This window comes from Haloarcula pellucida, assembly GCF_014647235.1.
Taxonomy (GTDB): Archaea; Halobacteriota; Halobacteria; order Halobacteriales; family Haloarculaceae; genus Haloarcula; species Haloarcula pellucida.
The window spans coordinates 217,985-239,904 of sequence record NZ_BMOU01000006.1 but is presented as its reverse complement, the minus strand read 5'-3'; the positions used below and the strand labels follow the sequence as shown (position 1 = coordinate 239,904).

The following is a 21,920-nucleotide window of genomic DNA, read 5'->3' as shown; positions in this document are numbered from 1 at the left end:
CCGGCAGCGATGAGTTGGTCCCGAACCACATTCTTCATAAAAATTGGGCCGCATTCGACGAGTATGGTGGAGAAACCAGACGTCGGAGAGTTGGCACCGCCGAACCGCACGCTGATGGGCCCCGGGCCGAGCGACGTCCACCCGCGCGTGTTGCGGGCGATGAGTACGCCGCTCGTCGGCCATCTGGACCCCTCGTTCATCGACATCATGAACGAGGTGCAGGAACTACTGCGGTACACCTTCCGCACCGACAACCAGTGGACGATTCCCGTTTCGGGCACCGGGTCGGCGTCGATGGAGGCCGCCGTCGGCAACCTCGTCGAACCCGGCGATACGATGCTCGTCCCGACGAACGGCTACTTCGGCGACCGGATGGCCAGCATGGCCGAACGCGCCGGCGGCGAGGTCGTCACCGTCGACGCCCCGTGGGGCGAACCGCTGGACCCCGTCGCCGTCGAGACGGCCTTCGACGAGTACAGTCCCGACGTGTTCGGCTTCGTCCACGCGGAGACGAGCACCGGCGTCCTCCAGCCGTCGGTCCCGGAACTGACGAGCATCGCCCACGAGAACGACGCGCTCGTGGTTGCGGATACGGTCACCTCGCTGGGCGGCGTGGAGTTCCGCGCCGACGAGTGGGACGTCGACGTGGCCTACTCCGGCCCGCAGAAGTGTCTCTCGTGTCCGCCCGGCGCGAGTCCGCTGACGCTCAACGACGCCGCGATGGACAAGGTACTCTCTCGCGAGACCCAGCCTCGCTCGTGGTACCTCGACCTCTCCCTGCTCGAAGGCTACTGGGGCGAGGAGCGTGCCTACCACCACACCGCGCCCATTACCAACGTCTACGCCCTGCGCGAGGCGCTCCGACTCGTCGCCGAGGAGGGTATCGAGGAACGGTGGGCGCGTCACCGCTCGATCGCGAGCGCGCTCAAGGCCGGCGTCGAATCGATGGGACTGGAGATGAACGCCCCCGAGGAGTACTGGCTCCCGAGCCTCAACACCGTCCGCGTCCCCGACGGCGTCGACGACGGCGCGGTCATCGAGTACCTGCTGGAGGAGTACGACCTCGAAATCGCGAGCGGCCTCGGTGCGCTGGCGGGCGACATCTGGCGTATCGGCTGCATGGGCCACTCCGCCCGCGCGAAGAACGTCAGCTACCTCATGACCGCACTCGGCGACGCGCTCACCGAACAGGGCGCCGGCGTCGACGTCGAGGCCGGGCTGGCCGCGACCAGCGACGCGCTGTGACGCCCTCGCACTGAGGCACCAATTTTGCATAGTCGGTCGCCGTCATCTACGTCTCGCAGGCACAGACCAGCGGCGAGGTCTCGGCGACGGTCCGGCGTGCTGGCGATCTTTCTGACCGGACGTGGTCGTTCCCGCAGGGTGAAGCCGAAGTGGCGCGGGCGATCTCCGAGCAGGTGGCGACGTTGAACGAGCCGGCGTAGAAACTACAGGCTGTCTGGTCTGGTGAACGGTCTGTGGCACGAAGGGCGTGCTGAATACAGAGGGTATATTCAGTGATGTATCCGATTCGGTGAGATAATAATTGCCCAGGCTTCGTGATGTGATTTAGTTGTTCGTGATCGTGCTCTACGTGCTTGAAACTGTTATTTGCGGCCTCGCACCCTATGTTTATTGTCTCTCAAACTACACACGTAGCTATGATTGGAAACGGAAACCAAACGTATCAAACCGTCATTGAACTGGTTGAAGCGTGGCGGCCTGCAAAGAACTACGGGCACGAGAGCAAGTTCCAGAACGACCTCTCCGACTTCCTTGACGAGGAACTGAACAAACAGAACGACAGCGGGATGGGTGAATTGATGGGTGGCGGTGGAAGCGGAGGATACGTCGTTAGTCGTGAACGCGGGAACTCTCGGGGCGATGTGGTTATTGATGACACGGTCGGTATCGAAATGAAGCGCCACTTCTCCAACGACCAGAAGAAGAAACTCCGGGGACAGTTGGAAGATTACGCTGATAACTACCCCTACGTGATTGCCCTCGCCTGCGGCATTGACGATATGGACGGCTGGCGCGAACTGGAGAACAAATTCTCCAACAGGGGCGGGATGGGGATGGGAATGGACCAGACCGAGTTTGCGTTCATCATTAAGGACCGAGACAACTTCGGCGATCCACACGACTTCGGCGGTGGCGGTGGACTGGGAGACCTCCTCGGGTTCTAACGATGAGTATGAATGCAGGTGGGGAACTCGGCCCGATTGGTGCCGCGCTCGTCGCGTGGGTAGGTGCGGGATATCTGTTCACGATGGATACGCTATCGTTCAACATCAAACTGTTAGTCGGCGGAGTCCTCGTCGTGTTCGGTATTGCATCGATTCTCGGTGGACTTCGGTAGTAGAAACCGCTCGAACCTGTCATTCACGTGTCTAACTAGTGACCGACATGCGCTGTGTATTCAGCACGGCGTCGACGAACTATCAACGACGGAAAATCTCGACAGAGCTGACTGTCTCTATCGCTTGCCCACGACCGAGTACGAATTCGTCTCCACCTTATCGATCAACTCCTCGTATCGATAGGCGTGGTTGCACCGTTCGCAGTACACGGTCGGCCCCTGCTGGTCTTTCAACTGGTGGTGATGCTGTGGGCACATCATCCGCCACTCGTCGTCGAGTTTCTCGCTGACAGACTCACTCATCGCCCGTCTCCGAGATCTTCCGGCAGTACTCGGCGGCCGCCTCTGCCGCCGTCGACGCGACGCCCTCGACGGCGACGCCGCCCTGCGTCGCCAGCCACTGGCCGTCGTCCCGCTCTTCGAGGACGATGGTCGTCCAGTAGTCCCCGTGCGTGTGCAGTTCAGCGGTTTCGTGGACTTCGCTGTCGTCGTAGGTCGCTCCCATACGTGGCTCTGTGGAGCGGATGCTAAAGGGGGTGAGCCATGGGTGCAGAGTGGAAGTGAAAGTGAAATCCACAGCAATGTTTCGAGAGAAGCGAGGCTCAATTCACGAGCTAGAAGGTAGTTTCAAGTCCTATCCCTCTATACCCGGGCCTGTTAATGCAACGACGAGACTTGCTTGCAACTTTTTCTGCCAGTGCGGTTTCTGTTCTGGCGGGTTGCCCTGGAACTCTCTCTAGTGAAGATACGACTCCCGTTTCGGAGTCTACTGCTACACCAACCTCCACTCCGAAGCCACAGCCGAAGGTCTCCTGGTCAGAAGATTGGGTGAGTGGAACCAAATACCGAGTGACCGCTACTGTCCAACTCGACGGTGCGGAAAAGGTCCTCGTCAAACGGGGAACCACGTCGGGAGAGACCGTTGCGACGATTACCTCCAACGGCAATCACACCATCGTTGGTCCGAACACGAGCAACGGGCCGATTGAGATGGGCCGGACACTCTTTCTCGTAAGACCGACCGATTCGGAGCTTGAAGGGCTGAATACGAGCGACGTGGTCGGGAATCACGCAGTTGGTAGTCAGCAACAGCCGACGTTTCCCCTCCATCTACGGGGTCTCCACGGCAGCACAGATCCGAATCTCGAAACGAGCGGGACACTCTCCAGAACGTTCGAACAGCAGACCGACAGCGGCCCGACAGCGCTCTCGATTAGCGTCCCGGAAGTTCTCTATCAATACTACAAGAGCAGAGACCGGACTCGTGAATACGGCGCGTACGTGTCCGATACGTACGATGACCAGTATATCAAGAGCATAGTGGACGAATTCGAGCGGTTTGGTGAGGAACAAGGGTTGAACGATGTCGGCGTCATCAACCTCATGACGAGCTTCGTACAGAATCTGGAGTACACCAGCGATACGGTCTCTGCTGGCTACAACGAGTACCCAAAGTACCCAATCGAGACGTTGGTTGATCGAGAAGGAGACTGCGAAGACAGTTGTATCCTTCTGGCCTCGATGCTTGAGCAGTTCGGGTACGGTTCAACACTCCTCGTCTTCCGTGACAAGCAACACATGGCCCTCGGTATCGCTGGTGGTGAAGACGTCCCCGGTACGTACTACAAAAAAGACGGACAGCGTTACTACTACGTTGAGACGACTGCGCCGGGGTGGGAGATCGGTCAACTACCACCCGACATGGAGGGCGGCACTCCAGAGTTCAGGCCGATAAATGATAGCGGCGTACTGGTCTTCTCGTACGCTGTCGATACACCAGCCTCCGGCGGCGCAGCCGTTGAGATGAGTATGCGGAACGTGGGTGACGGGGTAGGAACTGCTCAGGCAAAGGTCGTGTTCCAGAATGCGGATGAGAATCTCGTCGCATCTGCCCAGAGTCAGAAGGTCCAACTCGAACCTCAAGGCGAGTACAGTACCACACTCAATCTACTTCCGCCGGACGACCAGAAACTACGCGCGAAGGTTCAGGTGATTATGGACGGTACTGTGCAAGATACTCTGACGAGCGAGTGGAGGCAACCGGAGTCTTAGAAGTCGATACAGACTGCTTGTTCTATCTCGATCTCGTAGGTACCGGGAACTCGTAGCGTTTCAGCGGTTTCTCGCTTCTGCTGAAGCGTCAAGTCATCTCGCGACAGCACTTCTCGAATTCGCTCGTCGATCCGCCACGAGAACTCGGCGGACTTCATCAATGCAGTCGTCTTGTTGCAGTCCAAGAACTCGGCGGCCTGCTCGATGGTGTCCGTGCGGTGCGCGTGCTTGCCGTCTTCGCGGATTCGCATACCCACCGCTCGTGAACACGAGGGCAAAAGCGAGGTATTCTCGACCAACTCGAAGCCCGATTACTGATAAAGACCGGCGCGGCCCATGCCCATCGCTCGTCGACGTCTTCCACTCAGCCCGATACCCACCCGAATATGCACACGGCCATTTCGGGCTCGTGTGCATATCGCGTCGACGCCGATCTTCGAGTTGCGACCCCATGGGATCTCATAAAAACTGGTTGCCCTCCTTCGTTTCATAAAGCTCGTGTTGTGGAATACATCAAGAGCGCACCCTCCGCCATCCTATTATGGTTGGGAGAATTGAATTAAGCCATGATATCCCGCGTTCGAGCATTTCTGTACCGGAATCATTTAACACCAATACTCATACTCGGAATGATTGGTATCCTACAGGTAGAGATATACGTTTCTAGAGTCTCTGAATCACTATTCAAGTTCTGGTTTGTCGCACAACCAAGTCTGACGCCGGGATTATTAATCGCACCACTTTCTCACAGCTCATTTCTCTTCCATTTGCTCCCAAACATGGCACTTTTTGTGATATGGGGCTGGTTGACTGAAGACCAGCTAAAATCACGAGAATACATAGTTTACACAGCCCTAACAGCCTACTTATCAATATACCTCCAAGTGCTTTATTCTGCCATAATCACAGGGCAAGCGGGGACACTCGGGTTCAGCGGGGCTGTATATTCATTCCCGCCAGCCTACGCATTTCTTGCGTTCCGCAGCCAGATATATGAAAATAATAGCCTCGAATTTGGATTGTTCATGGGAGCGATCGCCGTCTCTCTCGCAATACCGCTATCGATTGCGGGATATATCAGTTCAGTTCCGGGTATGACATCAAGCGCTAATGTGGCGCACTCTGCCGGATTTGCTATCGGAACGATATACGGTGCGTGGAAATACTGGAATTGGTAGCATAGGCTGTCCTGGGATCTAAGTTTCGTCTATATTACAAGGAGCTACCTGACTTTTACCGGACTACCCGAGAGCGGCGGGCATGGCCGCACTCGCGGCCACTCGCACTATGTTCGGGAAAATCGACATCGAAGACGCACTGGCAGGGGTCATCTTCACGGCCAGCGCGTTCGTCACCAACGGAATCGCTTCTATCAGTATGCTCGGGTACGACCTGAGCGCCGCCGTCGTCACCGTCCAGAACACGGACATCCGTTCGCGTTCCTCCTCTCGCTCGCCGCGCTCGTCGCGGCGTACGCGACCAACCGCGTCAACGAGAGCAAGAACAAGACCTACGAAGTGGAAACGGACCTCTACGAGATCGTCCGTGGCTCGGCCACGGTCGAAACGTACCTCGCCGGGGGGACGCTTCTCATCGTCCTGCTGACCGGGCTGAACATCCTCGGTATCGGTGACGCCGTCGCCGGGACCGCCGCCTTCGGCCTGGTCGTCGTCGCCGTCGAGGCCGCCGGCTACTACGTCATCAGCTACCTCGGGCGACCACCGATGAAACGCACTCTCAGCTACGGTTTGGTCGGCACCATCGGTGTGTCGGCGTCGACCTCGCGCGCCGTCGACGCGCTCCGGCTCACGCGCACCACCTCCGGTCAGCTATGGAACTCGACAGACAACGAAGACCCCCCACTGGAGACAAGCTCCAATCAGGATTTTCTGGTACTTCGCGCGAATGTAATATCGGAAGTAGAGGACTACAAAGACGTGTAAACGTGGCGTACGCTATCAGCCATAGTTCGGCTGAAAATGTAGTCCGCCCTCCCCGATTTGAACGGGGGACAAGTCGATCTACAGTCGACTGCTCTACCAGTCTGAGCTAAGGGCGGGCTGTACCCGAAATTACCCCGCCGTCCAGACTTAAGGATTGTTATTCGACAGTGGTTCGCGGGGCAGTCACACGGTCGGCCCACACAACACGTAAACCACCGCTCGTTGTAACTGGATGTACACGTGCTCACCGACTGCCCATACTGTGGTGACCCGCTGACCAACGAGCAACAGTCGGTGACGTGTGACCACTGCGGCGAGGGGTTCCACGTCCCGTGTGCTCGTGACGCGGGTGAGTTCGCTGTCGAGGAAGAAACACACTTCCTGCGGTCGAACACCTATCGCATCGACTGTCCGAACTGCGGCGACGCTTGGAGCGCCGGGTTCGACCCCCGTGAGTAACTGTTTCGTCAGCATCGGCAGACGCCCGTCAGACACAGCGGGAAGATTGAAATACCCGGGTGACAACGTGTATGACGAGTCGGATGAGCAAGATCACGTTCCGCGCTGACGACGACCTCATCGAGCGACTCGAGGCGTTCGACGCCTCGAAGAGCGAGGTCATGCGGGAGGCGCTCCGAGCGTACCTGAACGACGACGCAGAGTCGTCAGACACCCGCTCGACCGATGCAGACCCGGTGACAGACACCGAGAGCATCGACGAACTCATCGCGGAGCGTGTCGACACCATCATCGCCGACCGACTGGCGGAGGCGGTCCCGGACCGCCGACCACAAGACGTCAACGTAAACATCAGCCTCGACGGCGATACAGGCGCTGTATCGTCCGGTCAAGGTGAGACTGCCACCGCGTCAGACCGCGTGTCTAACGGCGTGTCGGAAGACGTATCACACGACCGCGACGGTCGTAAGACAGCGGCCGCCGGACGTGAAAACGCGCCGGAAGTGGAGCCCCAACCGTGCGCCCAATGTGGCGAGAACCTGTCTCCAGACCACGTTTACTGCCCGAACTGTGGAGAGAAGGCGTCCCGGCGCGTGTTCTGCGATTGCGGGGACGAACTCCGGTCTGATTGGGGTTTCTGCCCGAGCTGTGGTCGACGGACGCCAGCCGCCGACGTCCTCGATCAGACGCGAAGTGGTGCAAACGAACGGTAGCGGGCGTTCTAAACTCGTAAACGCGATTTTGTCATACACTCGGCGGTAGTTTTAATATCCCCCAGTCTGTGGTACCTTGTGCGTAAGACGGTCGTCTTACACAGCGGGCGTCGGGGTGGCATCCCCGTCACCGTCCGGCGATTTCGCTGTGTAAACGGTCGTGCGGGTCGTAAACACGCCCCGTTCGGACCGTCTTACCCAAAGGGGACAACTAACCATGGAGCGTGTGACACTACGGATTCCGAAGCAGCAGATCGAAGAGGTCGAACAGATGGTCGAGACGGGGGAGTACCCCAACCGGAGCGAAGCGATCCGGTCGGCCGTCCGTGAGATGCTCGCAGAACAGGACGGTTCCGAACGTGCCTCCGAGAAAGGCAAGCGCAAGCGAACCTGGGCGAGGGCGTAACGATGCAGGATATCGTCAACGAGGCCCTCGAACGCGACGAGCAGGAACAGAAGCAACTGTCCGACGAGGACGTCGACGGATTCGGCGACCCGCGCATCGTCATCGTCGGCTGTGGTGGTGCCGGGAACAACACCGTCAATCGGCTCTACAACATCGGCGTCGAGGGTGCCGATACCGTGGCCATCAACACGGACAAGCAGCACCTGAAGATGATCGAAGCCGACACGAAGATTCTGGTCGGCAAGTCCCTCACCAACGGCCTCGGTGCCGGTGGCGACCCCTCGATGGGTGAACGCGCCACCGAGATGGCACAGGGGACCATCAAGGAGGTACTCGGCGACGCCGACCTCGTGTTCGTCACCGCCGGGATGGGTGGCGGGACCGGAACCGGTGCCGCCCCCGTCGTCTCGAAGATCGCGAAAGAACAGGGCGCAATCGTCGTCGGCATGGTGTCGACGCCGTTCAACGTCGAGCGTGCCCGCACGGTCAAGGCCGAAGAAGGGCTGGAGAAGCTTCGCAACGAAGCGGACTCCATCATCGTGCTGGACAACAACCGCCTGCTCGATTACGTCCCGAACCTGCCCATCGGCAAGGCGTTCTCGGTGATGGACCAGATCATCGCCGAGACCGTCAAGGGCATCTCCGAGACCATCACCCAACCGAGCCTCATCAACCTCGACTACGCCGACATGACCTCCATCATGAATCAGGGCGGGGTCGCGGTGATGCTCGTGGGTGAGACCCAAGACAAGAACAAGACAGAAGAGGTCGTCAAGGACGCGATGAACCACCCGCTGCTGGACGTGGACTACCGCGGTGCCAGCGGTGGGCTGGTCCACATCACCGGCGGTCCGGACCTCACCCTGAAGGAGGCGGAGGGCATCGCCCAGAACATCACCGAGCGCTTAGAGGCCTCGGCGAACGTCATCTGGGGCGCCCGGATTCAGGAAGAGTACAAAGGCAAGGTCCGCGTCATGGCCATCATGACCGGCGTCCAGTCCGCACAGGTGCTCGGTCCGACCACCCAGAAGCAGGCCAACAAGTCCCGCGAGGCCATTCAGGAGGTCGGCGACGACACCTCCTTCGACGCGAGCGACAACGTCGAGAGTTTCGACGGCGCCAGTGCCGGCGGCAGCAGTTCCGGCGGTCACACCGGCTACGGCGAGACCGACGGCGGCCGCGACCAACGCGAGAAGAACAACGGCCTCGACGTCATCCGGACCAACGAGTAATCGGCTCTTTCGGTCGACGGGACGTTCTTTTTCAGCGGCAATATGGCGAGCGATGCGGCCGTCAGGCGGGGCTGCCGACCGACCGCTCAGTGATCGAGAAACGTCCGGACGAGATGCGCCTCGGCCTTCTGGAGGTGTTCGGAAGCGGTACTGGGCGCACAGTCGAGTCTGGCGGCGACGTCGTCCCGGTTCGCGGTTCGGGGTACGTCGTAGTAGCCGGCGTCGAGTGCGACGGCGAGGGCGTCCCGCTGTCGTGGCGGGAGCGCGGGCGGAATCGGTGGTCGGCCCAAATCGTACTCGCCGACCTGTTGGATGACTGTATCGACTCCCGAGGGCGTCGCGTCGACGGCCGCTTGCAGGCGCTGGTGGGGGCCGACGATTCGCATCGTCAACGATCCGTCGTGGTGATACTGGACTGGAAAGACCGGGAGCAACCCTTCGATCATGCCGACTTCGAACAGTTGCCACTCCGTGGGATGGGGAACGGAGTGGACGTAGGCGTAGCCCCGACCGTCGCCGAACGGCGTCACGTCGTATTCGAGGACGAGGTCGGTGTCGGCGAGGACGGACTCGAACCGGTCGAGGTCGCCGTCGAGATAGAGGAGGACGGTCGCTCGTTTCGGATCGAACGACGGCATCCAGTCGACCATCTTCGCGTCCCTAAAGAGGTCCGGGTCGGTGAGCGTCGCGACCAGTGGGTGTAACGTCGCCTCCTCGCCGGCCAGTCGGAGGTGGAGATAGCGCACGGTCGCCGTGAAAGTGCGACGAGTATCCTCTTAAATGGCCCGACCAGCGTGGGCAGTGACCGTTTGCTGATCCGCGGGTAATCAGCGCGTATGAAAGTATTCGTAGCCGGATCGACGGGTGTCCTCGGTCGGCGAATCGTCGAGACGTGTACGGCACGAGGGCACGACGTTGTCGGATTGACGCGTGACGAGCGCGGGGATCAGATCGTTCGCGACCGCGGTGGGGTCCCCCACCGTGGCGACGTCCTCGACCGAGCGTCGCTGATCGAAGGGGCCGCCGATGCCGACGCGGTCGTCCACGCCGCGACGAAGATACCCACCGATACCGACCCCGACGACGAAGACTGGGAGCGAAACAACCGAATCCGTCGAGTCGGAGCGACGAACCTCGTCGCGGCGGCGGCCTCGGCCGACGCCGAGCGTGTCCTCCTACAGAGCGTCGTCTGGCTAGCGCGCCAGCCAGACGGGGGCCACTTCGACGAGGAGTCCGCGCCGAACCCCGACCGCTCGACGCAGTCGGCGCTCGACGCCGAGCGAATCGTCGACGACGGAGCCACGACGCACGGCTTCGACCCGGTCGTCCTCCGTGGCGGCTACTTCTACGCACCCGATGCCGCACACACGCGGCTGTTCGGCGAGCGACTGCTCGGTCGGCAACTCCCCATCGTCGGCCGCGGACTCCTGGGTCGACGGGACACGCCCTTCTCGTTCGTGCACGTCGACGACGCCGGCCGCGCGTTCGCCGACGCCATCGAGGGCGAGGCGACGGGGACCTTCCACGTCGTCGACGACGAACCGACGACCTACGGGCAGTTTCTCCGGACGCTTGCCGAGCGACTGAACGCTCCCCGGCCCCGGCGCGTGCCCGCCTGGCTCGCCCGATTCGCCGTCGACGACCAACTCGTTCGCCTGCTCACCAATCCGATGCCGACGACGAACGAGCGCTTCCGTGCGGCGTTCGACTGGTCGCCCCGATATCCGACTGTCGAAGACGGCCTCGATCAGGTCGTCGATCAGTGGCGTGAAACCGGGACGATCCGGGAACTGGAGGCGAGCGTACGATGAATCGACAGGTCGGTCTCTCGGCGGCGCTCGCCGTCCACCTGCTCGTCGCGGCCGGCCACGGTGTGACCCACGGACTCGTGGCGGTGTCGCTGCCGGCCTGGCAGAACGTCATCGTCGTCGGCACGACGTTCGTCGGCCCCATCGCTGGCGTGCTCCTCGCCCGGCGCGGCCATCGGCTGGGCGCGCCGCTGTTCGCGATGTCACTGGTCGGGGCACTGGCAGTCGGAGGGTATCTGCACTTCGTCCTCGACAACCCCGACCACGTCCACGCGATTCCGGCCGGCGACTGGCGGTTACCCTTCCAGGCCAGTGCGGTCGCGGTCGCACTCACCGAGGCCGTCGGCACTGTCGTCGGGGTGCAAGCGTGGCAGGGGACGGACAAAGGGTGACGCATCCGAGAGTCAGATCGTCCGGGGTTCAGACCGCTTCGAGCGCGTCCAGCAGATTGCACTTCCGACACAGGTCCCGGGCCGTGGGCGCCCCGCACTGCTCGCACTCGCCGAAGTCTTTCTCGCTGTCCTCGCCGCCGTACGCCTCGGCCGCGAGCGCCGCGAGTTTCTCGTAGCCGGCCATGATGGAGTGGCGGGTCCCGGGATGGTTTTCCTCCAGACCGAGCATCAACTCCTGAATCTCGCCGCGATAGGCCTCCTCGGCGTGTGGGCACTCGGTGATGTGGGCCGGAAGGTCGCGGAACCGGGCGTACAGCGCGATTTCCTTCTCGGGGACGTCCCGGAGCGGTTTCGCGCGCGGGACGTGGTGGTCTTGCTCCTCACGAGTCCGCTCGGTCGGCGCCCCGTCGTGGTCCGCGAACGGCCCCAGCGAGGCGTCGAAGTGTTTGGCTATCTGGTCGACGTCGCCTTCGAGGAAGTTCATCAGCGCCGTCTCGGCCTCGTCGTCGAGATTGTGGCCGGTCAGCAGTTTGTCCGCACCCAGTTTCTCGGCGTACCGCGAGAGGACGTCGCGGCGGAACACCCCGCAGTACGCACAGGCGGCCATCCCTTCGGGGTCCTTCTCGACGACGTCGTCCATCTGCACGTCGAACTCGTCGGCGTAGGCGACCACCTCGTGGCGGATACCGAGGTCGTCGGTCAGTTCCTCGCAGGCCTCCAGGCTCTTATCGCGGTACCCCTCGATGCCCTCGTGGATAGACAGGGCCACGAGTTCGATTCGGGGGTCCTGCTCGAACACGTCGTGGAGAATCTCCGTGAGGACGACGCTGTCTTTCCCGCCCGAGAGGCCGATTACCCACGTCTCGGGGTCCTCGGGCGTTGCGTCGTCCGGAACCAGACCGTCCTCCCGGATGCGCCGTCGGACGCGCTTCTCGACGGCCCGACAGAGGTGGTCCTCACAGAGGTAGAGTCCAGAGTAGGCCGCGTGCAGCACCGCGTCGTCCCCGCACTTGTCACACTCCATTGTCTGGGATATTCGTGCGGGCGGTGGTGAGAGTTTCGTCTCGGCACAGACGCCCGACTCAGAGCGCCGCCGGCCCGTCTGTGAGGGCGTCGAGGACGGTGTCGACGTGGCGGTCCCGAGAACTGGAACTGAACAGTTCGTGTCCCCCGTCGTAGAGACGGATGCGGTCGGCGGACAGTCGCGCGCCGATGGCCCGCGGGTCAACGACCTCGTCGGTGAGCGTACAGAACGCGACGGCGTTCTCGCGGGCGGGCGGCAGCGTGGCGTGTGCCCGGCGAGTCGTCCGCAGGAACGCCGGCGAGGCGGCGTCGGGACCGTCCGCCAACTGGGCCGCCGTCGCGAGGTTACCGATGGCTTCGGCTTCGAGGCCCCCGGTCGGGATGAAGGGCTTGCTCACAGGCAGACTCGCGATGGCGTCGACCACCGGGTCGGGCAGGGGAAAGTCGCTCCCCCACCACGGGCTCAGATACACGCGGTTCGTCACCCCGTCGAAGTCGGCGTGTGCCGTCGTCAACCCGCCGGCGCTGTGGGCCAGCAGCGCGAACTCGTCGAGGTCTTCGGCGTACTCTCGGACCGGTGTGACCCACTCCTGTCGAACGTCTGTGATGTGCGTCGGGAGTTCGACGGCGTGGACCCGGTACCGCTCGGCGACGCGGTCGACGAGCCACTGGACGTTCTCGTGGCGACAGCGGTTCCCCCACCCGAGGACGAACAGACAGTCCCGTTCGGCGCCGTCGTCGTAGACCCGGACCTGCATAGCTCACCGTTCAGCCGCGGACGACAAAAGCGCACGTGAACGCCCGACACAGGCCACCGAGTTTCCTACGCCCGCCAGTCGACCCACGCGCCGTGGGGGTCGTAGTCGGCGAGACGCGTCCGCTCGACGCCGTTCCCTTCGGCCCGGACCCAGTCGAGTCGCACCGAGTCACCGCCCGACAGCTCCGTCTCGCCGGTGAGCCAGTGGAGCGGCCGACGGGCCATCTGCCCGGTGAGATACGTCTCCAGTTCCGCACAGACCGCCTGGGGGACCTGGTACAGGACAAGCGTGTTGACGACACAGACCGGTACGTCCTCGGGTATCTCGTCGAGGACACCGGGCAGGTCCTCCAGCAAGTCGCCCGCGACCAGCCGTGGCGGGTCCGTGCGGGCGACGGTGAGCGCGGCGTCGAGGACGGCCCGCCGGTCCTCGTGGGCGGGCCAGACGAGCGCCCGGAGCCAGTCCGCGTCGGCGTCGTCGGTCACGTCCAGCGGGTTCAGGTCGACCCCGACGCGCGAGTGGAGGGTGGGCGGGTCGGTCGGGAGCGGCGGGTCGCCGCCGCGGACCTCGCTCTCGATAGTGACAGGTGACTCCGAGGCCCCGACCACACGGTCGCCGTAGTCGTAGCGATAGCGGTCGAACAGGAGGTTCAACCCGGCACTCGGGCCGAGTTCGACCAGCGCGAGGGGACCGTCGACGCGCGAGGCCACGTGTGCGATAGCCGGATACAGGACGGCGGTCCGTCGGACCGAGTTCGTCTGCGTGCGGCGTCGCCGAAGGAGCGAGCGGACTTCGTCGGCGTGGTCGAGACAAAAGTCACGGAACGCCGGATAGCAGTCGTCGTCGGGACTCCGCGCGTCGTCGGTGAGGGTCGGATAGTAGGCGGCAAGGGGATGGTCCGGAGACCGCTCTAGGAGGAAGTGGACCGCGGCGAAAAGCAGGTTCGCCGTCGCTCGGTCCTCGGGGGCCGCCTCGGCCACGGCCAGCAGGTCCGGATCGGCGTCAGCGGCGATGCGGTGGGCGAGATGGGCATAGAGCGGGTCCGATCCCTCGGCCCACTCGACGAACGACCGGAACGTCTCGGCAGTGTCGGTCATACGCGTGCATCCAGTGCCCGCTGTATCAGCGTTTCGTCCGTGGCGACCGGACCGAAAGATTCCCCGGCCCAGAGCGTCAGCGATTTGCCCGCCCGTCCACTAGCCAGCGACGATGAGTATGGACCGCGCGGCGGCCGTCGAACGGGTCGAGGACATCGTCGCGACCGTCGAGGACGAGACGATGCCGGTTCCGGTCCGCGAGGTGTGGGTGTACGGCGACGTGGCGCTGGGACTTGACCCCGTCGAGCGACTGGACGTCTACGTCACCAAGGACATCCTGTTCAAGGACGCCCCGGAGCGTGCCGAAGAGTTCCAGCGGAGCCACGGCGTCGACGGCGTCGGGAAGACGGTCCGAGCGGCGTGGGCCGAGGAGTACCCAGAGTACCTCCGGGCCAACACGAACGGCCACGCAGCCCCGGAGAAGTGCCTCGCCGCCCACCTCCTGCCGGACGACGAGGACGAACCCATCCACCTCGAAGTGTGTAACGCCTCCTTCGACGACAACGTCACCCAGCGTCTGAAGGGCGCGATGGCACGCGACGACTACGAGCAGATTCTGGACCCGCGCGGGGCGTGTCTGTGGGTCGACGGTGAGTCGAGCGGACGATCCTCGTCGGACACGGCAGACGGCGGCCAGCGGTCCGAGGACGCTTTCCAGAAGTTGCGCGACGGCGAGTTCGTCCTGCCGACGCTGTCGGGCGCACTGGAGATGCTGGGGATGGACGCCGAGGCGGCCGACGAGGCGGCCGACGCGGTGCGGGCCTACCGGGAGCGTCAGGAAGGGGCGACGGTGCGCGGCGACGTCGTCTGAGTCGACCCAGCTATTTTGTGTCGGCCGCCGTAGAGCAACCGATGGCCCAGCTGGTCTCCCTCGCGATACGGACCCTCCACGTCCTCGCGATAACGGTCGTCGTCGGCAGTACCGCCGCCCTCTGGTACGGCTACCGCACCGGTGTGACAAAGGGCATCGCCGCCGCTCGGCGGTACGAGTGGCTGTTCTGGGGTGCCCTCGGCGTCGTCGTCCTCACCGGCGTCGGCAACCTCGGCGCACTCGGGCCGCCCGGACCGGCAACCGACTGGGGGCGGACCCTGCTCGCGAAACTTGCCCTCGTCCTCGCCCTCGTCGTGGGGTCGGCCGTCCGGACGCTCGTGGTCGCCAGAGCCGACGACAACCGTTATTCCCACGAAGGTATTACCCAGGTGCGGCGAGCGCTCGGCAAATACTACGGCGCGACGACGGGAGTATTGCTCACCCTCGTCGTCCTCGCGGAGGTGCTGGCCCATGGCTGAGGCCGACCCCGGCGACCCCGCGCTCTCGCTCACCACGTGGGCGCTCGCGACGTTCGACGTCGCCCTGTTCGTCCTCGCCGCCCTCCTCCCGATTCACGCCGCCGGTGCGCTCGCGGACCTGCTCTCGGGGCTGAACACCCTGCTTGGCGTCGCGGTATTCTGTTACCTGTGGGCGCTGTTCGTCCTCGCGGTGCGCTGGGTGTTGTCGGACGCGGTGCTGTCCGACCCACTGCGGTCGCTGGTTCCGCGCGGCGTCGCCGCCGGGAGCGCCGCCGGCGTCGTCTTCCTCCTCGGCGTTCTCCTCGTCGCGGCGGGGCCGGGCGTCGTCGCCGGCCGCATCGAACCGCTGTCGGCGTTCCTCATCGCGCTCATCGGCGGCGCCGTCGCCGCGGTGGTCGGGAGTCTGGTCGGTCTCTTGCTGGGCGCTGTCGACGTGGCGCTCTACAAGATTTCGAGCGCCGCGCTCCCGGACCCGCCGACCCGCCGCGAGGACTCGGCGTCGGCTACACCCGACCGACCGTGACGAAGAAGGGAACCGTCTCGCGGCGCTCGTAGGCCTCGTCTTGCATCTGTGCGACGACGGTCCGCCCCATCTCCCGCCAGCGCTGGCGGAGCGCGTCGTACTCTTCGGGCGTCGTCTCGCCGTCGAGGATGGTCGCCCGGTCGGTCGCGAGTCCCTCGCCCGTAGCCTTCCGCCGAGCGGCCCGGACCGCCGCCTCGTCGTACGGTGGCTCGACGGTCCGGTGCTGGTCGTAGCGGCGCGTCGACACCACGTCCAACCCGGCGGCGTCGAATACGTCTGCGGCCCCGGCACCGAGCGTCACGTCGGTCCGTACCCCGTCTAAGAAGTAGCGTCTGGCACGTCGAGCGAGACGGGGTTCACTGTCGACGGTGGACTCGACGGTGACCGCGCCGTTGTCGGGTTCGACGGCGGCGACCCGGCCGCTGGCGACGCGGGCGAACTCCCGCACCGCCGCCTCGGGGTCGGGCAGGTTGATGAGGAGCGCCTGACACACCACGAGGTCGAAGGCGTCCTCGGCGAAGGGGAGTCTGGTGGCGTCGCCCTGCACGACCGGTCCCGGCACGGATTCGAGGAGGACCGCGTCGGCGTCCAGTCCGACGACGGTCCCGCCTGACTCCTCGCGGAGGACGCGCGTGAGTTCGCCGGTACCACACCCGACGTCCAGCACCCGGTCACAGTCCGGCAGGTCGAGGTCTGCGAGCGCCTCGCGGGAGTCGGCCCACATCCCGGTGCGGGTGGTATCGAGGTAGTCGGCGGAGAACCTGCGCACTATCGGGTACAGTCGATTCGGCGGCAAAAAGTTCGCGGTCGGTCGTCGTCGAGGACGTTACTCCTCGCGCAGTTCCCGGACCCGCTGGATGTTCCACTCGAAGCTCTTGCCGTTCTCGGTGGGTGTCTCCAACACGAGCGGGACGTCTTCGACGGCGTCGTGATTGACGAACGCGCGCATCCCTTCCTCGCCGATCTCGCCCTCGCCGATGTGGGCGTGTTCGTCCTTGTTCGTCCCGCAGGCGTGTTTGGAGTCGTTGAGGTGGACACACGCGAGGTCGTCCAGGCCGACCACGTCGTCGAACTCGGCGAACGTCTCGTCGACGCCCGCCGCCGTCGAGAGGTCGTAGCCCGCGGCGAACATGTGAGCGGTGTCCAGACAGAACTCGATGTCCTGCTCGGTTCGCTCACGGACCGTCGCCAGATGCTCGAACTGGCCGCCCAACTTGGTCCCGCTTCCGGCGTCGGACTCGACGAGGACCGTCACCCCGTCCGGGATATCGAGGTCGTCCAGCACGCTCGCGGCGTTGTCGAGGCCGCCGTCGACGCCGGCGCCGGTGTGGGCGCCCAGATGGACGTTGACGTACTCGATGTCCAACTTGGCGGCGGCGTCGACCTCCTTCTGCATGGAGTCCCGGGACTTCTCGCGGAGGTCCTCCTTCGGCGTACAGAGGTTGACGAGGTACGACGAGTGGATGACCCACGGGCCGACCCCGTTTGCTTCGCTCAGCGTGCGGAACTGTTCTGCCTCCTCGTCCTCTATGTTCGGGTCCTGCCAGACCTGTGGGGAGTGAGAGAAAATCTGGCCGCAGTTGCCGCCGTACTCGACCTGTTCGTCGACGGCGTTGTACGCGCCGCCGGCGATAGAGGTGTGTGCACCGACTCTAACCATGTCACCGGGTCGGGTTCGGGTCGGCAAAGCGGTTTCGGAGTGGGCACAGCGGGGTCAGAGCCAGTCGCGAGCGGGCGGAATCACGCCCAGCGTGGCGGCCGTAAGGTAGAGGCCGCCGAGAGCGATGGCGACCGACAGACCCATCGCACCGAATCCGTCGGCGCCGAAGAAGGCGCTGACGCCGACCAGAAACAGGACGACGCCGACGCCCGATAGCAGGACCGTGCCGATGGCGCCCAGAATCGCGTCCTCGGTCGCGAGACGAACGATGCGGTACAGTTCGGCGTCCGAGCGCTGAGCGGGCGCGCTCTCGGCGGCGCTGTCGTCGGCATCGGATGGGGAGGGGACCATAGTGGTCGTTCACTCCGGACTGAAATAAACGGTCGTGGTGAGGGCGGGTCAGGGCGACCGGCGGACCCACTCGTCGCTCGCGTACTTCGAGTTCGCGCGCTCGCGTGCGCGAGAGAGTTCGTCGTCAGTCCACCCGCCCGCCTCGGCGTCGACCCACTCCGCCAGCGTTGCGCGAAGCGTCTCGACGACCGTCTCGCGGTCGACGTCGACGTACTCGTCGATAGCCCCGACACGCTCCCGGAAGGCCTCGGAGTCGGGCTTGCCGGCGAAACAGTCACAGTGACGCTCCGGACGGGTCGACACCGACAGCGACCCGTGCTGGATGACCGCGTCCTTCTGGCGGTACTGGGCGTTGCCGGCGAGTTTGCGGCCGTCGGGGCCGACGACGTCGTGGGCGGGGTGGAGCGCCCGGAGGTAACAGGCCGGTTGATGTATCGCGTCGCGGTCGGCCTCGACGAAGTCGGCGTCGACCCCTATTCTCTCGAAGGCCTCGAGTATCGGCTCGCAGAACAGTTCGTAGCACGCCATCAGGTCGCCGGGGACGGCGTCGGCGGGCGCGACGATGCCGTAGGAGAGGTCCGCGTAGTGGTCGTGGTAGATGGCGCCGCCGCCGGTGGGCCGGCGGGTAACGCCGATACCCTCGCGCTCACAGAACGCCCAGTCGACACTGTCGGGGTCCTGACGGTATCCCAGCGAGAGCGTGTCGGGCCACGTGTACACCCGAACCGTCGCGGGGCCGCCCTCGGCCGCCGTCTCGGCGGCGATCTCTTCGAGCGCCATCGTCAGCGGCCCGTCGTGGGACTCCTCGCCGACGACGCGCCACTCTAAGTCCGCGAGTGTCATCGTCGGCCGTAGGTCGGGGGCGGCGTTATGGGTTGCGGGCCGACCCCGGCCCTGAGTACTCGTCGACCAGTCGCGCCATCACGCGGGCCTCTGCCTTGCGGAGGTGTTCGGCGGCGGTTCCCGGCGAGCAGTCCAGTCGGTCGGCCACGTCCGCGGTGGTCCCCGCCCGCGGGTCGTCGTAATAGCCGCAGTCGACGGCGGCGGCGACGGCCGCGAACTGGCGGTCGGTCAGGGCGGCGGCGGTGTCCAGCCGCCGGCTGTCGTACTCGCCGACCGACAACACGTCGACCGAGATGCCCGTCGGAACCGACTCCGTGGCCGCCTGGACGGCCTCGCCGGGGCCGACCAGCGTCAGGCGGACGGTGCCGTCGGCGTGGTAGCCCACCGGCGAGGCCGGACAGAGCCGCGAGCGCCGCATGGCGTCGACGAGGCCGGCCCCCACGTCAGAGGGCCGGTCCCGGACGTAGAGGTAGAACGTCTCGTCGGGACACGTCGAGATCGCGTACTCCGCGACCTCGTCCGTCGCCTCCAGGGCCGCCCGGTAGGGGTCGGGCGGCCAGCCGTCGACGTGGAAGAGGAGCGTCTGGACGTCTGCGCCGACCTCGTTGCCGCGCAGGAGGTAGCTGGCGTCGTAGCCGTCGGTCTCGACGACGAACTGGTGCATCGGGTGGCGCTTGGCCGGAGCCATCGAGAGCGAGAGCCTGACGTATTTCACACCGGCCGTTCCTCCGCCGAATATAAATGTGCCTCGCCGTCGAGGCAGTACGACGAGGGAGGTGGGCACCGACGAGACGGCCATGTCCCAGACAGTCGCGGGTGCCACCCAGGAGACCCACACCGACCTCCTCGCGCCGATACGCGAATACGTCGTCGACGAGGAACGGCACCTGAACGCGCCGGCCGTCGTGGTCCGTGCCGACGAGGTGCAGACCGTGCTCTCGACGCTGAAGGCAGAGGCCGATTTGGACCACTGCGCCTGCGTCACCGCACAGGAGTACGCCGACCGCTACGAGACCATCTACCACCTGCGAAGCTACGACGACCCGACGCGGGAACTCTCCGTCGTGGTGCCGACGACGAGCGACGACCCGACCAGCGAGTCCGCGGCGCCGGTGTACCCGACGGCCGCGTGGCACGAACGGGAGGCCTACGACCTCGTCGGCATCCACTACGAGGACCACCCGAACCTGCGGCGCATCCTCCTGCCCGAGACGTGGCAAGGCCACCCGCTCTCGCGGGACTACGACCAGAGCCAGCCCCAAATCGTCACCTACCGCGAACACCAGCGCCTCCTCGAAGACGAGCGCACCGGCCCCGACCGGATGCACCTCAACATGGGGCCACACCACCCCTCGACCCACGGCGTCCTCCACCTCAACGTCGAACTCGACGGCGAGGAAGTCGCCGCCGTCGACCCGGACATCGGCTTCATCCACCGCTGTGAGGAGCAGATGTGTCAGTCCAAGACCTACCGCCACCAGATAATGCCCTACCCCGACCGGTGGGACTGGAGCGGCGCCGGCCTCCTGAACGAGTGGGCCTACGCCCGCGCGGCCGAGGACTTCGTCGACATCGAGGTGCCCGAGTACGCGCAGGTCATTCGGACGATGTGTGGCGAGTTCTCCCGCATCCTCGGTCACATGCTGGCCGTCGCCACCTACGCGCTGGACGTGGTCAGCGAGTTCACCGCCGTCTTCCAGTGGGGCATCCGGGACCGCGAGATCGTACAGGACATCCTCGAAGACCTGACCGGCCAGCGCCTGATGTTCAACTACTTCCGACTGGGCGGCGTCGCGTGGGACCTGCCCGAACCCCGTGCGGCCTTCTTCGAGAACATCAGGGAGTTCCTCGACGGCCTCCCCGAGAAACTCGAAGAGTACCACGACATGCTGACGAGCAACGAGATCATCCAGATGCGGACCGTCGATACCGGATATCTCTCACCCGAGACGGCCAAGGCCTACGGCTGTACCGGCCCGGTCGCCCGTGGCTCCGGCGTCGACTACGACCTCCGGCGGGACGACCCGTACGGCTACTACGACGAACTCGACTGGTCGGTCGCCACCGAGGACGGCGGCGACAACTTCTCGCGCCTGCTGGTCCGGATGCGCGAAGTCGAGGAGTCCGCGAAGATAATCGAGCAGTGCGTGGACCTACTGGAAGGGTGGCCCGAGGACGACCGGGAGATTCAGGCCAACGTCCCGCGCACGATTCGGCCCGACCCCGACACGGAGATATACCGTGCCGTCGAGGCCGCGAAGGGCGAACTCGGCATCTACATGCGTTCTGACGGCACCGACACGCCGGCCCGCTTCAAGATTCGCGGCCCCTCCTTCTCACACGTCCAGACGCTCCCGGTGATGGCCGAGGGCGAGTACATCCCGGACCTCGTGGCGACCATCGGGAGCTTAGACCCGATCATGGGCGACGTCGACCGGTAGGCCGGCGACGGGCCTCAGGAGGAGACCGGGACGTCCCCGATGGCGACGGTGTACTGCTGGGCCGAGGCGGTGCCGTCGTCTGGGGTGGTCACGACGGTGACGACGACGCTGGCCGGTCGCTGGCCCTTCGGGAGCATCCACGACCCGGTGACGGACCCCGTTTCGCCGGGTGGGAGTTCTCCCGTCGTGGCGTCGCTGCCCTCGACGGTCCGGCCCGCCCGCGTCGTCGCCGTGCCGAGTCGGAGTTCGTAGGTGCTGTTCCCGGTGTTGTCGACCGCCACCGCGAGGGTGAACCGCCAGCCGTCGTTACCGGTGACGACCGAGGCGCTGTCGACGCGTTCGACGGCGGCCGTCTCCGCGAGTATCTCGTCGCCGGCCGTCGCGCCCTCGACGTCGGGCGTCGGCGTCGCCGCCGCACCGCCGTCGCCACCGCCGCCGGCGACGTAGTGACCCAGCAGGCCGCCGAAGGTCACCACCTCGATGAGTATCGGGATACCGATAGCGAGGATGATGAGTATCCGTACCCAACTCGTCTGCTCAGGCCCTTCGACGTCGTCTAACATAGTG

General features: G+C 64.5%; 28 protein-coding genes, 1 tRNA gene and 1 pseudogene. 16 read left to right on the top strand and 14 right to left on the bottom strand.

Going from position 1 to position 21,920, the window contains the following annotated elements:
- Positions 1–63 precede the first annotated feature (63 nt).
- From IEY28_RS17920 to IEY28_RS17910, 3 genes are all read left to right on the top strand, one after another.
- Positions 64–1,245, top strand: a complete 1,182-nt coding sequence (locus tag IEY28_RS17920) for a pyridoxal-phosphate-dependent aminotransferase family protein (RefSeq protein WP_189001177.1) — start codon at positions 64–66, stop codon at positions 1,243–1,245.
- A 416-nt stretch (positions 1,246–1,661) separates the two neighbouring features.
- On the top strand, positions 1,662–2,189 hold the full coding sequence (locus IEY28_RS17915; protein ID WP_189001175.1) for a hypothetical protein: 528 nt from the start codon (positions 1,662–1,664) through the stop codon (positions 2,187–2,189).
- Between the two features lie 2 nt (positions 2,190–2,191).
- A complete protein-coding gene (locus IEY28_RS17910; RefSeq protein ID WP_189001151.1) occupies positions 2,192–2,362 on the top strand; it encodes a hypothetical protein in 171 nt (56 codons plus the stop codon).
- 117 nt (positions 2,363–2,479) lie between these two features.
- On the opposite strand, the gene IEY28_RS17905 is transcribed toward IEY28_RS17910, so the two are convergent.
- Both IEY28_RS17905 and IEY28_RS17900 read right to left on the bottom strand, forming a co-directional pair.
- The gene (locus IEY28_RS17905) at positions 2,480–2,665 is read right to left on the bottom strand and encodes a hypothetical protein (RefSeq protein WP_189001148.1); all 186 of its coding nucleotides are present in this window, start codon (positions 2,663–2,665) and stop codon (positions 2,480–2,482) included.
- Positions 2,658–2,867, bottom strand: coding sequence for a hypothetical protein (locus tag IEY28_RS17900; RefSeq protein ID WP_189001145.1), 210 nt, complete (start codon positions 2,865–2,867; stop codon positions 2,658–2,660). Before IEY28_RS17900 ends, IEY28_RS17905 begins: the two co-directional genes overlap by 8 nt.
- 344 nt (positions 2,868–3,211) lie before the next feature.
- Here IEY28_RS17900 and IEY28_RS17895 point away from each other — a divergent pair, with 344 nt between their 5' ends.
- On the top strand, positions 3,212–4,414 hold the full coding sequence (locus tag IEY28_RS17895; protein ID WP_229783180.1) for a transglutaminase-like domain-containing protein: 1,203 nt from the start codon (positions 3,212–3,214) through the stop codon (positions 4,412–4,414).
- Here IEY28_RS17895 and IEY28_RS17890 read toward each other — a convergent pair.
- Complete coding sequence (locus IEY28_RS17890) at positions 4,411–4,665, bottom strand: DUF7692 domain-containing protein (protein ID WP_189001142.1); 255 nt, start codon at positions 4,663–4,665, stop codon at positions 4,411–4,413. The genes IEY28_RS17895 and IEY28_RS17890 overlap by 4 nt on opposite strands.
- Positions 4,666–4,980: 315 nt before the next feature.
- Between IEY28_RS17890 and IEY28_RS17885 the strand changes: the two genes are divergently transcribed.
- Together IEY28_RS17885 and IEY28_RS20860 are read left to right on the top strand one after the other, a co-directional pair.
- Positions 4,981–5,592, top strand: a complete 612-nt coding sequence (locus IEY28_RS17885; RefSeq protein ID WP_189001140.1) for a rhomboid family intramembrane serine protease — start codon at positions 4,981–4,983, stop codon at positions 5,590–5,592.
- A gap of 109 nt (positions 5,593–5,701) precedes the next feature.
- Positions 5,702–6,129: pseudogene (locus IEY28_RS20860) on the top strand (DUF8023 family protein); the annotation flags it as partial.
- A gap of 270 nt (positions 6,130–6,399) precedes the next feature.
- On the opposite strand, the gene IEY28_RS17875 reads toward IEY28_RS20860, so the two are convergent.
- A tRNA-Tyr gene (locus IEY28_RS17875) sits at positions 6,400–6,473 on the bottom strand.
- A 124-nt stretch (positions 6,474–6,597) separates the two neighbouring features.
- Between IEY28_RS17875 and IEY28_RS17870 the strand changes: the two genes are divergently transcribed.
- The 4 genes from IEY28_RS17870 to ftsZ all read left to right on the top strand — a co-directional run bounded on the left by IEY28_RS17870 (position 6,598) and on the right by ftsZ (position 9,167).
- Complete coding sequence (locus IEY28_RS17870) at positions 6,598–6,816, top strand: RING finger protein (protein ID WP_189001130.1); 219 nt, start codon at positions 6,598–6,600, stop codon at positions 6,814–6,816.
- Between the two features lie 83 nt (positions 6,817–6,899).
- On the top strand, positions 6,900–7,529 hold the full coding sequence (locus tag IEY28_RS17865; protein ID WP_189001128.1) for a double zinc ribbon domain-containing protein: 630 nt from the start codon (positions 6,900–6,902) through the stop codon (positions 7,527–7,529).
- A gap of 217 nt (positions 7,530–7,746) precedes the next feature.
- Entirely contained in the window at positions 7,747–7,935 is a 189-nt protein-coding gene (locus IEY28_RS17860) for a ribbon-helix-helix domain-containing protein (protein WP_166968393.1), read from the top strand.
- Positions 7,936–7,937: 2 nt separating this feature from the next.
- Positions 7,938–9,167 carry a cell division protein FtsZ gene (gene ftsZ / locus IEY28_RS17855; RefSeq protein ID WP_189001126.1) on the top strand — a complete coding sequence of 410 codons (1,230 nt, stop codon included), beginning with the start codon at positions 7,938–7,940 and terminating at the stop codon, positions 9,165–9,167.
- 86 nt (positions 9,168–9,253) lie between these two features.
- Here ftsZ and IEY28_RS17850 read toward each other — a convergent pair whose 3' ends face one another.
- Positions 9,254–9,913, bottom strand: coding sequence for a helix-turn-helix domain-containing protein (locus tag IEY28_RS17850; RefSeq protein ID WP_189001124.1), 660 nt, complete (start codon positions 9,911–9,913; stop codon positions 9,254–9,256).
- 90 nt (positions 9,914–10,003) lie between these two features.
- On the opposite strand from IEY28_RS17850, the gene IEY28_RS17845 reads away from it, so the two are divergent.
- The gene (locus tag IEY28_RS17845; RefSeq protein ID WP_189001122.1) at positions 10,004–10,978 is read left to right on the top strand and encodes an NAD-dependent epimerase/dehydratase family protein; all 975 of its coding nucleotides are present in this window, start codon (positions 10,004–10,006) and stop codon (positions 10,976–10,978) included.
- Entirely contained in the window at positions 10,975–11,367 is a 393-nt protein-coding gene (locus IEY28_RS17840; RefSeq protein ID WP_189001120.1) for a hypothetical protein, read from the top strand. The genes IEY28_RS17845 and IEY28_RS17840 overlap by 4 nt, the downstream gene beginning before the upstream one ends.
- Before the next feature lie 28 nt (positions 11,368–11,395).
- Here the strand turns inward: IEY28_RS17840 and ncsA are convergent, their stop codons facing one another.
- The 3 genes from ncsA to IEY28_RS17825 all read right to left on the bottom strand — a co-directional run bounded on the left by ncsA (position 11,396) and on the right by IEY28_RS17825 (position 14,245).
- Entirely contained in the window at positions 11,396–12,391 is a 996-nt protein-coding gene (ncsA, locus tag IEY28_RS17835) for a tRNA 2-thiolation protein NcsA (RefSeq protein ID WP_189001118.1), read from the bottom strand.
- 58 nt (positions 12,392–12,449) lie between these two features.
- Entirely contained in the window at positions 12,450–13,148 is a 699-nt protein-coding gene (locus tag IEY28_RS17830; protein WP_189001116.1) for an alpha/beta hydrolase, read from the bottom strand.
- A 65-nt stretch (positions 13,149–13,213) separates the two neighbouring features.
- Positions 13,214–14,245, bottom strand: a complete 1,032-nt coding sequence (locus tag IEY28_RS17825) for a DUF2332 domain-containing protein (protein WP_189001114.1) — start codon at positions 14,243–14,245, stop codon at positions 13,214–13,216.
- 118 nt (positions 14,246–14,363) lie between these two features.
- Here IEY28_RS17825 and IEY28_RS17820 point away from each other — a divergent pair, with 118 nt between their 5' ends.
- Genes IEY28_RS17820 through IEY28_RS17810 form a run of 3 tightly spaced genes read left to right on the top strand, consistent with a single transcriptional unit; the run spans position 14,364 to position 16,058 of the window.
- A complete protein-coding gene (locus IEY28_RS17820; RefSeq protein ID WP_189001398.1) occupies positions 14,364–15,056 on the top strand; it encodes a DUF7095 family protein in 693 nt (230 codons plus the stop codon).
- A 41-nt stretch (positions 15,057–15,097) separates the two neighbouring features.
- On the top strand, positions 15,098–15,535 hold the full coding sequence (locus tag IEY28_RS17815; protein WP_189001112.1) for a CopD family protein: 438 nt from the start codon (positions 15,098–15,100) through the stop codon (positions 15,533–15,535).
- Positions 15,528–16,058 (top strand): DUF7965 family protein, encoded by a 531-nt coding sequence (locus IEY28_RS17810; protein ID WP_189001111.1) that lies wholly within the window; start codon positions 15,528–15,530, stop codon positions 16,056–16,058. The genes IEY28_RS17815 and IEY28_RS17810 overlap by 8 nt, the downstream gene beginning before the upstream one ends.
- Here IEY28_RS17810 and IEY28_RS17805 read toward each other — a convergent pair.
- The 5 genes from IEY28_RS17805 to IEY28_RS17785 form a co-directional block, all read right to left on the bottom strand.
- Positions 16,039–16,782 (bottom strand): class I SAM-dependent methyltransferase, encoded by a 744-nt coding sequence (locus tag IEY28_RS17805; RefSeq protein ID WP_189001395.1) that lies wholly within the window; start codon positions 16,780–16,782, stop codon positions 16,039–16,041. The genes IEY28_RS17810 and IEY28_RS17805 overlap by 20 nt on opposite strands.
- A 102-nt stretch (positions 16,783–16,884) precedes the next feature.
- On the bottom strand, positions 16,885–17,718 hold the full coding sequence (locus tag IEY28_RS17800) for a deoxyribonuclease IV (RefSeq protein WP_189001109.1): 834 nt from the start codon (positions 17,716–17,718) through the stop codon (positions 16,885–16,887).
- 54 nt (positions 17,719–17,772) lie between these two features.
- Positions 17,773–18,069: a hypothetical protein gene (locus IEY28_RS17795; RefSeq protein ID WP_189001107.1), complete on the bottom strand. Its 297-nt coding sequence runs from the start codon at positions 18,067–18,069 to the stop codon at positions 17,773–17,775.
- Positions 18,070–18,117: 48 nt separating this feature from the next.
- A complete protein-coding gene (locus IEY28_RS17790; protein WP_189001105.1) occupies positions 18,118–18,912 on the bottom strand; it encodes a lipoate--protein ligase family protein in 795 nt (264 codons plus the stop codon).
- A gap of 25 nt (positions 18,913–18,937) precedes the next feature.
- On the bottom strand, positions 18,938–19,627 hold the full coding sequence (locus IEY28_RS17785) for a helix-turn-helix domain-containing protein (RefSeq protein WP_189001103.1): 690 nt from the start codon (positions 19,625–19,627) through the stop codon (positions 18,938–18,940).
- An 82-nt stretch (positions 19,628–19,709) separates the two neighbouring features.
- Here IEY28_RS17785 and IEY28_RS17780 point away from each other — a divergent pair, with 82 nt between their 5' ends.
- Positions 19,710–21,353: an NADH-quinone oxidoreductase subunit D gene (locus tag IEY28_RS17780; protein WP_189001101.1), complete on the top strand. Its 1,644-nt coding sequence runs from the start codon at positions 19,710–19,712 to the stop codon at positions 21,351–21,353.
- Positions 21,354–21,367: 14 nt separating this feature from the next.
- Here the strand turns inward: IEY28_RS17780 and IEY28_RS17775 are convergent, their stop codons facing one another.
- Positions 21,368–21,916, bottom strand: a complete 549-nt coding sequence (locus tag IEY28_RS17775; protein WP_189001098.1) for a hypothetical protein — start codon at positions 21,914–21,916, stop codon at positions 21,368–21,370.
- Between the last annotated feature and the right edge of the window lie 4 nt (positions 21,917–21,920).

Coding starts and splice junctions, on each gene's coding strand:
- IEY28_RS17920 (WP_189001177.1), top strand. CDS start 64: ATGGTGGAGAAACCAGACGTCGGAGAGTTGGCACCGCCGAACCGCACG.
- IEY28_RS17915 (WP_189001175.1), top strand. CDS start 1,662: ATGATTGGAAACGGAAACCAAACGTATCAAACCGTCATTGAACTGGTT.
- IEY28_RS17910 (WP_189001151.1), top strand. CDS start 2,192: ATGAGTATGAATGCAGGTGGGGAACTCGGCCCGATTGGTGCCGCGCTC.
- IEY28_RS17905 (WP_189001148.1), bottom strand. CDS start 2,665: ATGAGTGAGTCTGTCAGCGAGAAACTCGACGACGAGTGGCGGATGATG.
- IEY28_RS17900 (WP_189001145.1), bottom strand. CDS start 2,867: ATGGGAGCGACCTACGACGACAGCGAAGTCCACGAAACCGCTGAACTG.
- IEY28_RS17890 (WP_189001142.1), bottom strand. CDS start 4,665: ATGCGAATCCGCGAAGACGGCAAGCACGCGCACCGCACGGACACCATC.
- IEY28_RS17885 (WP_189001140.1), top strand. CDS start 4,981: ATGATATCCCGCGTTCGAGCATTTCTGTACCGGAATCATTTAACACCA.
- IEY28_RS17865 (WP_189001128.1), top strand. CDS start 6,900: ATGAGCAAGATCACGTTCCGCGCTGACGACGACCTCATCGAGCGACTC.
- IEY28_RS17860 (WP_166968393.1), top strand. CDS start 7,747: ATGGAGCGTGTGACACTACGGATTCCGAAGCAGCAGATCGAAGAGGTC.
- ftsZ (WP_189001126.1), top strand. CDS start 7,938: ATGCAGGATATCGTCAACGAGGCCCTCGAACGCGACGAGCAGGAACAG.
- IEY28_RS17845 (WP_189001122.1), top strand. CDS start 10,004: ATGAAAGTATTCGTAGCCGGATCGACGGGTGTCCTCGGTCGGCGAATC.
- IEY28_RS17840 (WP_189001120.1), top strand. CDS start 10,975: ATGAATCGACAGGTCGGTCTCTCGGCGGCGCTCGCCGTCCACCTGCTC.
- ncsA (WP_189001118.1), bottom strand. CDS start 12,391: ATGGAGTGTGACAAGTGCGGGGACGACGCGGTGCTGCACGCGGCCTAC.
- IEY28_RS17830 (WP_189001116.1), bottom strand. CDS start 13,148: ATGCAGGTCCGGGTCTACGACGACGGCGCCGAACGGGACTGTCTGTTC.
- IEY28_RS17825 (WP_189001114.1), bottom strand. CDS start 14,245: ATGACCGACACTGCCGAGACGTTCCGGTCGTTCGTCGAGTGGGCCGAG.
- IEY28_RS17820 (WP_189001398.1), top strand. CDS start 14,364: ATGGACCGCGCGGCGGCCGTCGAACGGGTCGAGGACATCGTCGCGACC.
- IEY28_RS17815 (WP_189001112.1), top strand. CDS start 15,098: ATGGCCCAGCTGGTCTCCCTCGCGATACGGACCCTCCACGTCCTCGCG.
- IEY28_RS17810 (WP_189001111.1), top strand. CDS start 15,528: ATGGCTGAGGCCGACCCCGGCGACCCCGCGCTCTCGCTCACCACGTGG.
- IEY28_RS17805 (WP_189001395.1), bottom strand. CDS start 16,782: ATGTGGGCCGACTCCCGCGAGGCGCTCGCAGACCTCGACCTGCCGGAC.
- IEY28_RS17800 (WP_189001109.1), bottom strand. CDS start 17,718: ATGGTTAGAGTCGGTGCACACACCTCTATCGCCGGCGGCGCGTACAAC.
- IEY28_RS17795 (WP_189001107.1), bottom strand. CDS start 18,069: ATGGTCCCCTCCCCATCCGATGCCGACGACAGCGCCGCCGAGAGCGCG.
- IEY28_RS17790 (WP_189001105.1), bottom strand. CDS start 18,912: ATGACACTCGCGGACTTAGAGTGGCGCGTCGTCGGCGAGGAGTCCCAC.
- IEY28_RS17780 (WP_189001101.1), top strand. CDS start 19,710: ATGTCCCAGACAGTCGCGGGTGCCACCCAGGAGACCCACACCGACCTC.
- IEY28_RS17775 (WP_189001098.1), bottom strand. CDS start 21,916: ATGTTAGACGACGTCGAAGGGCCTGAGCAGACGAGTTGGGTACGGATA.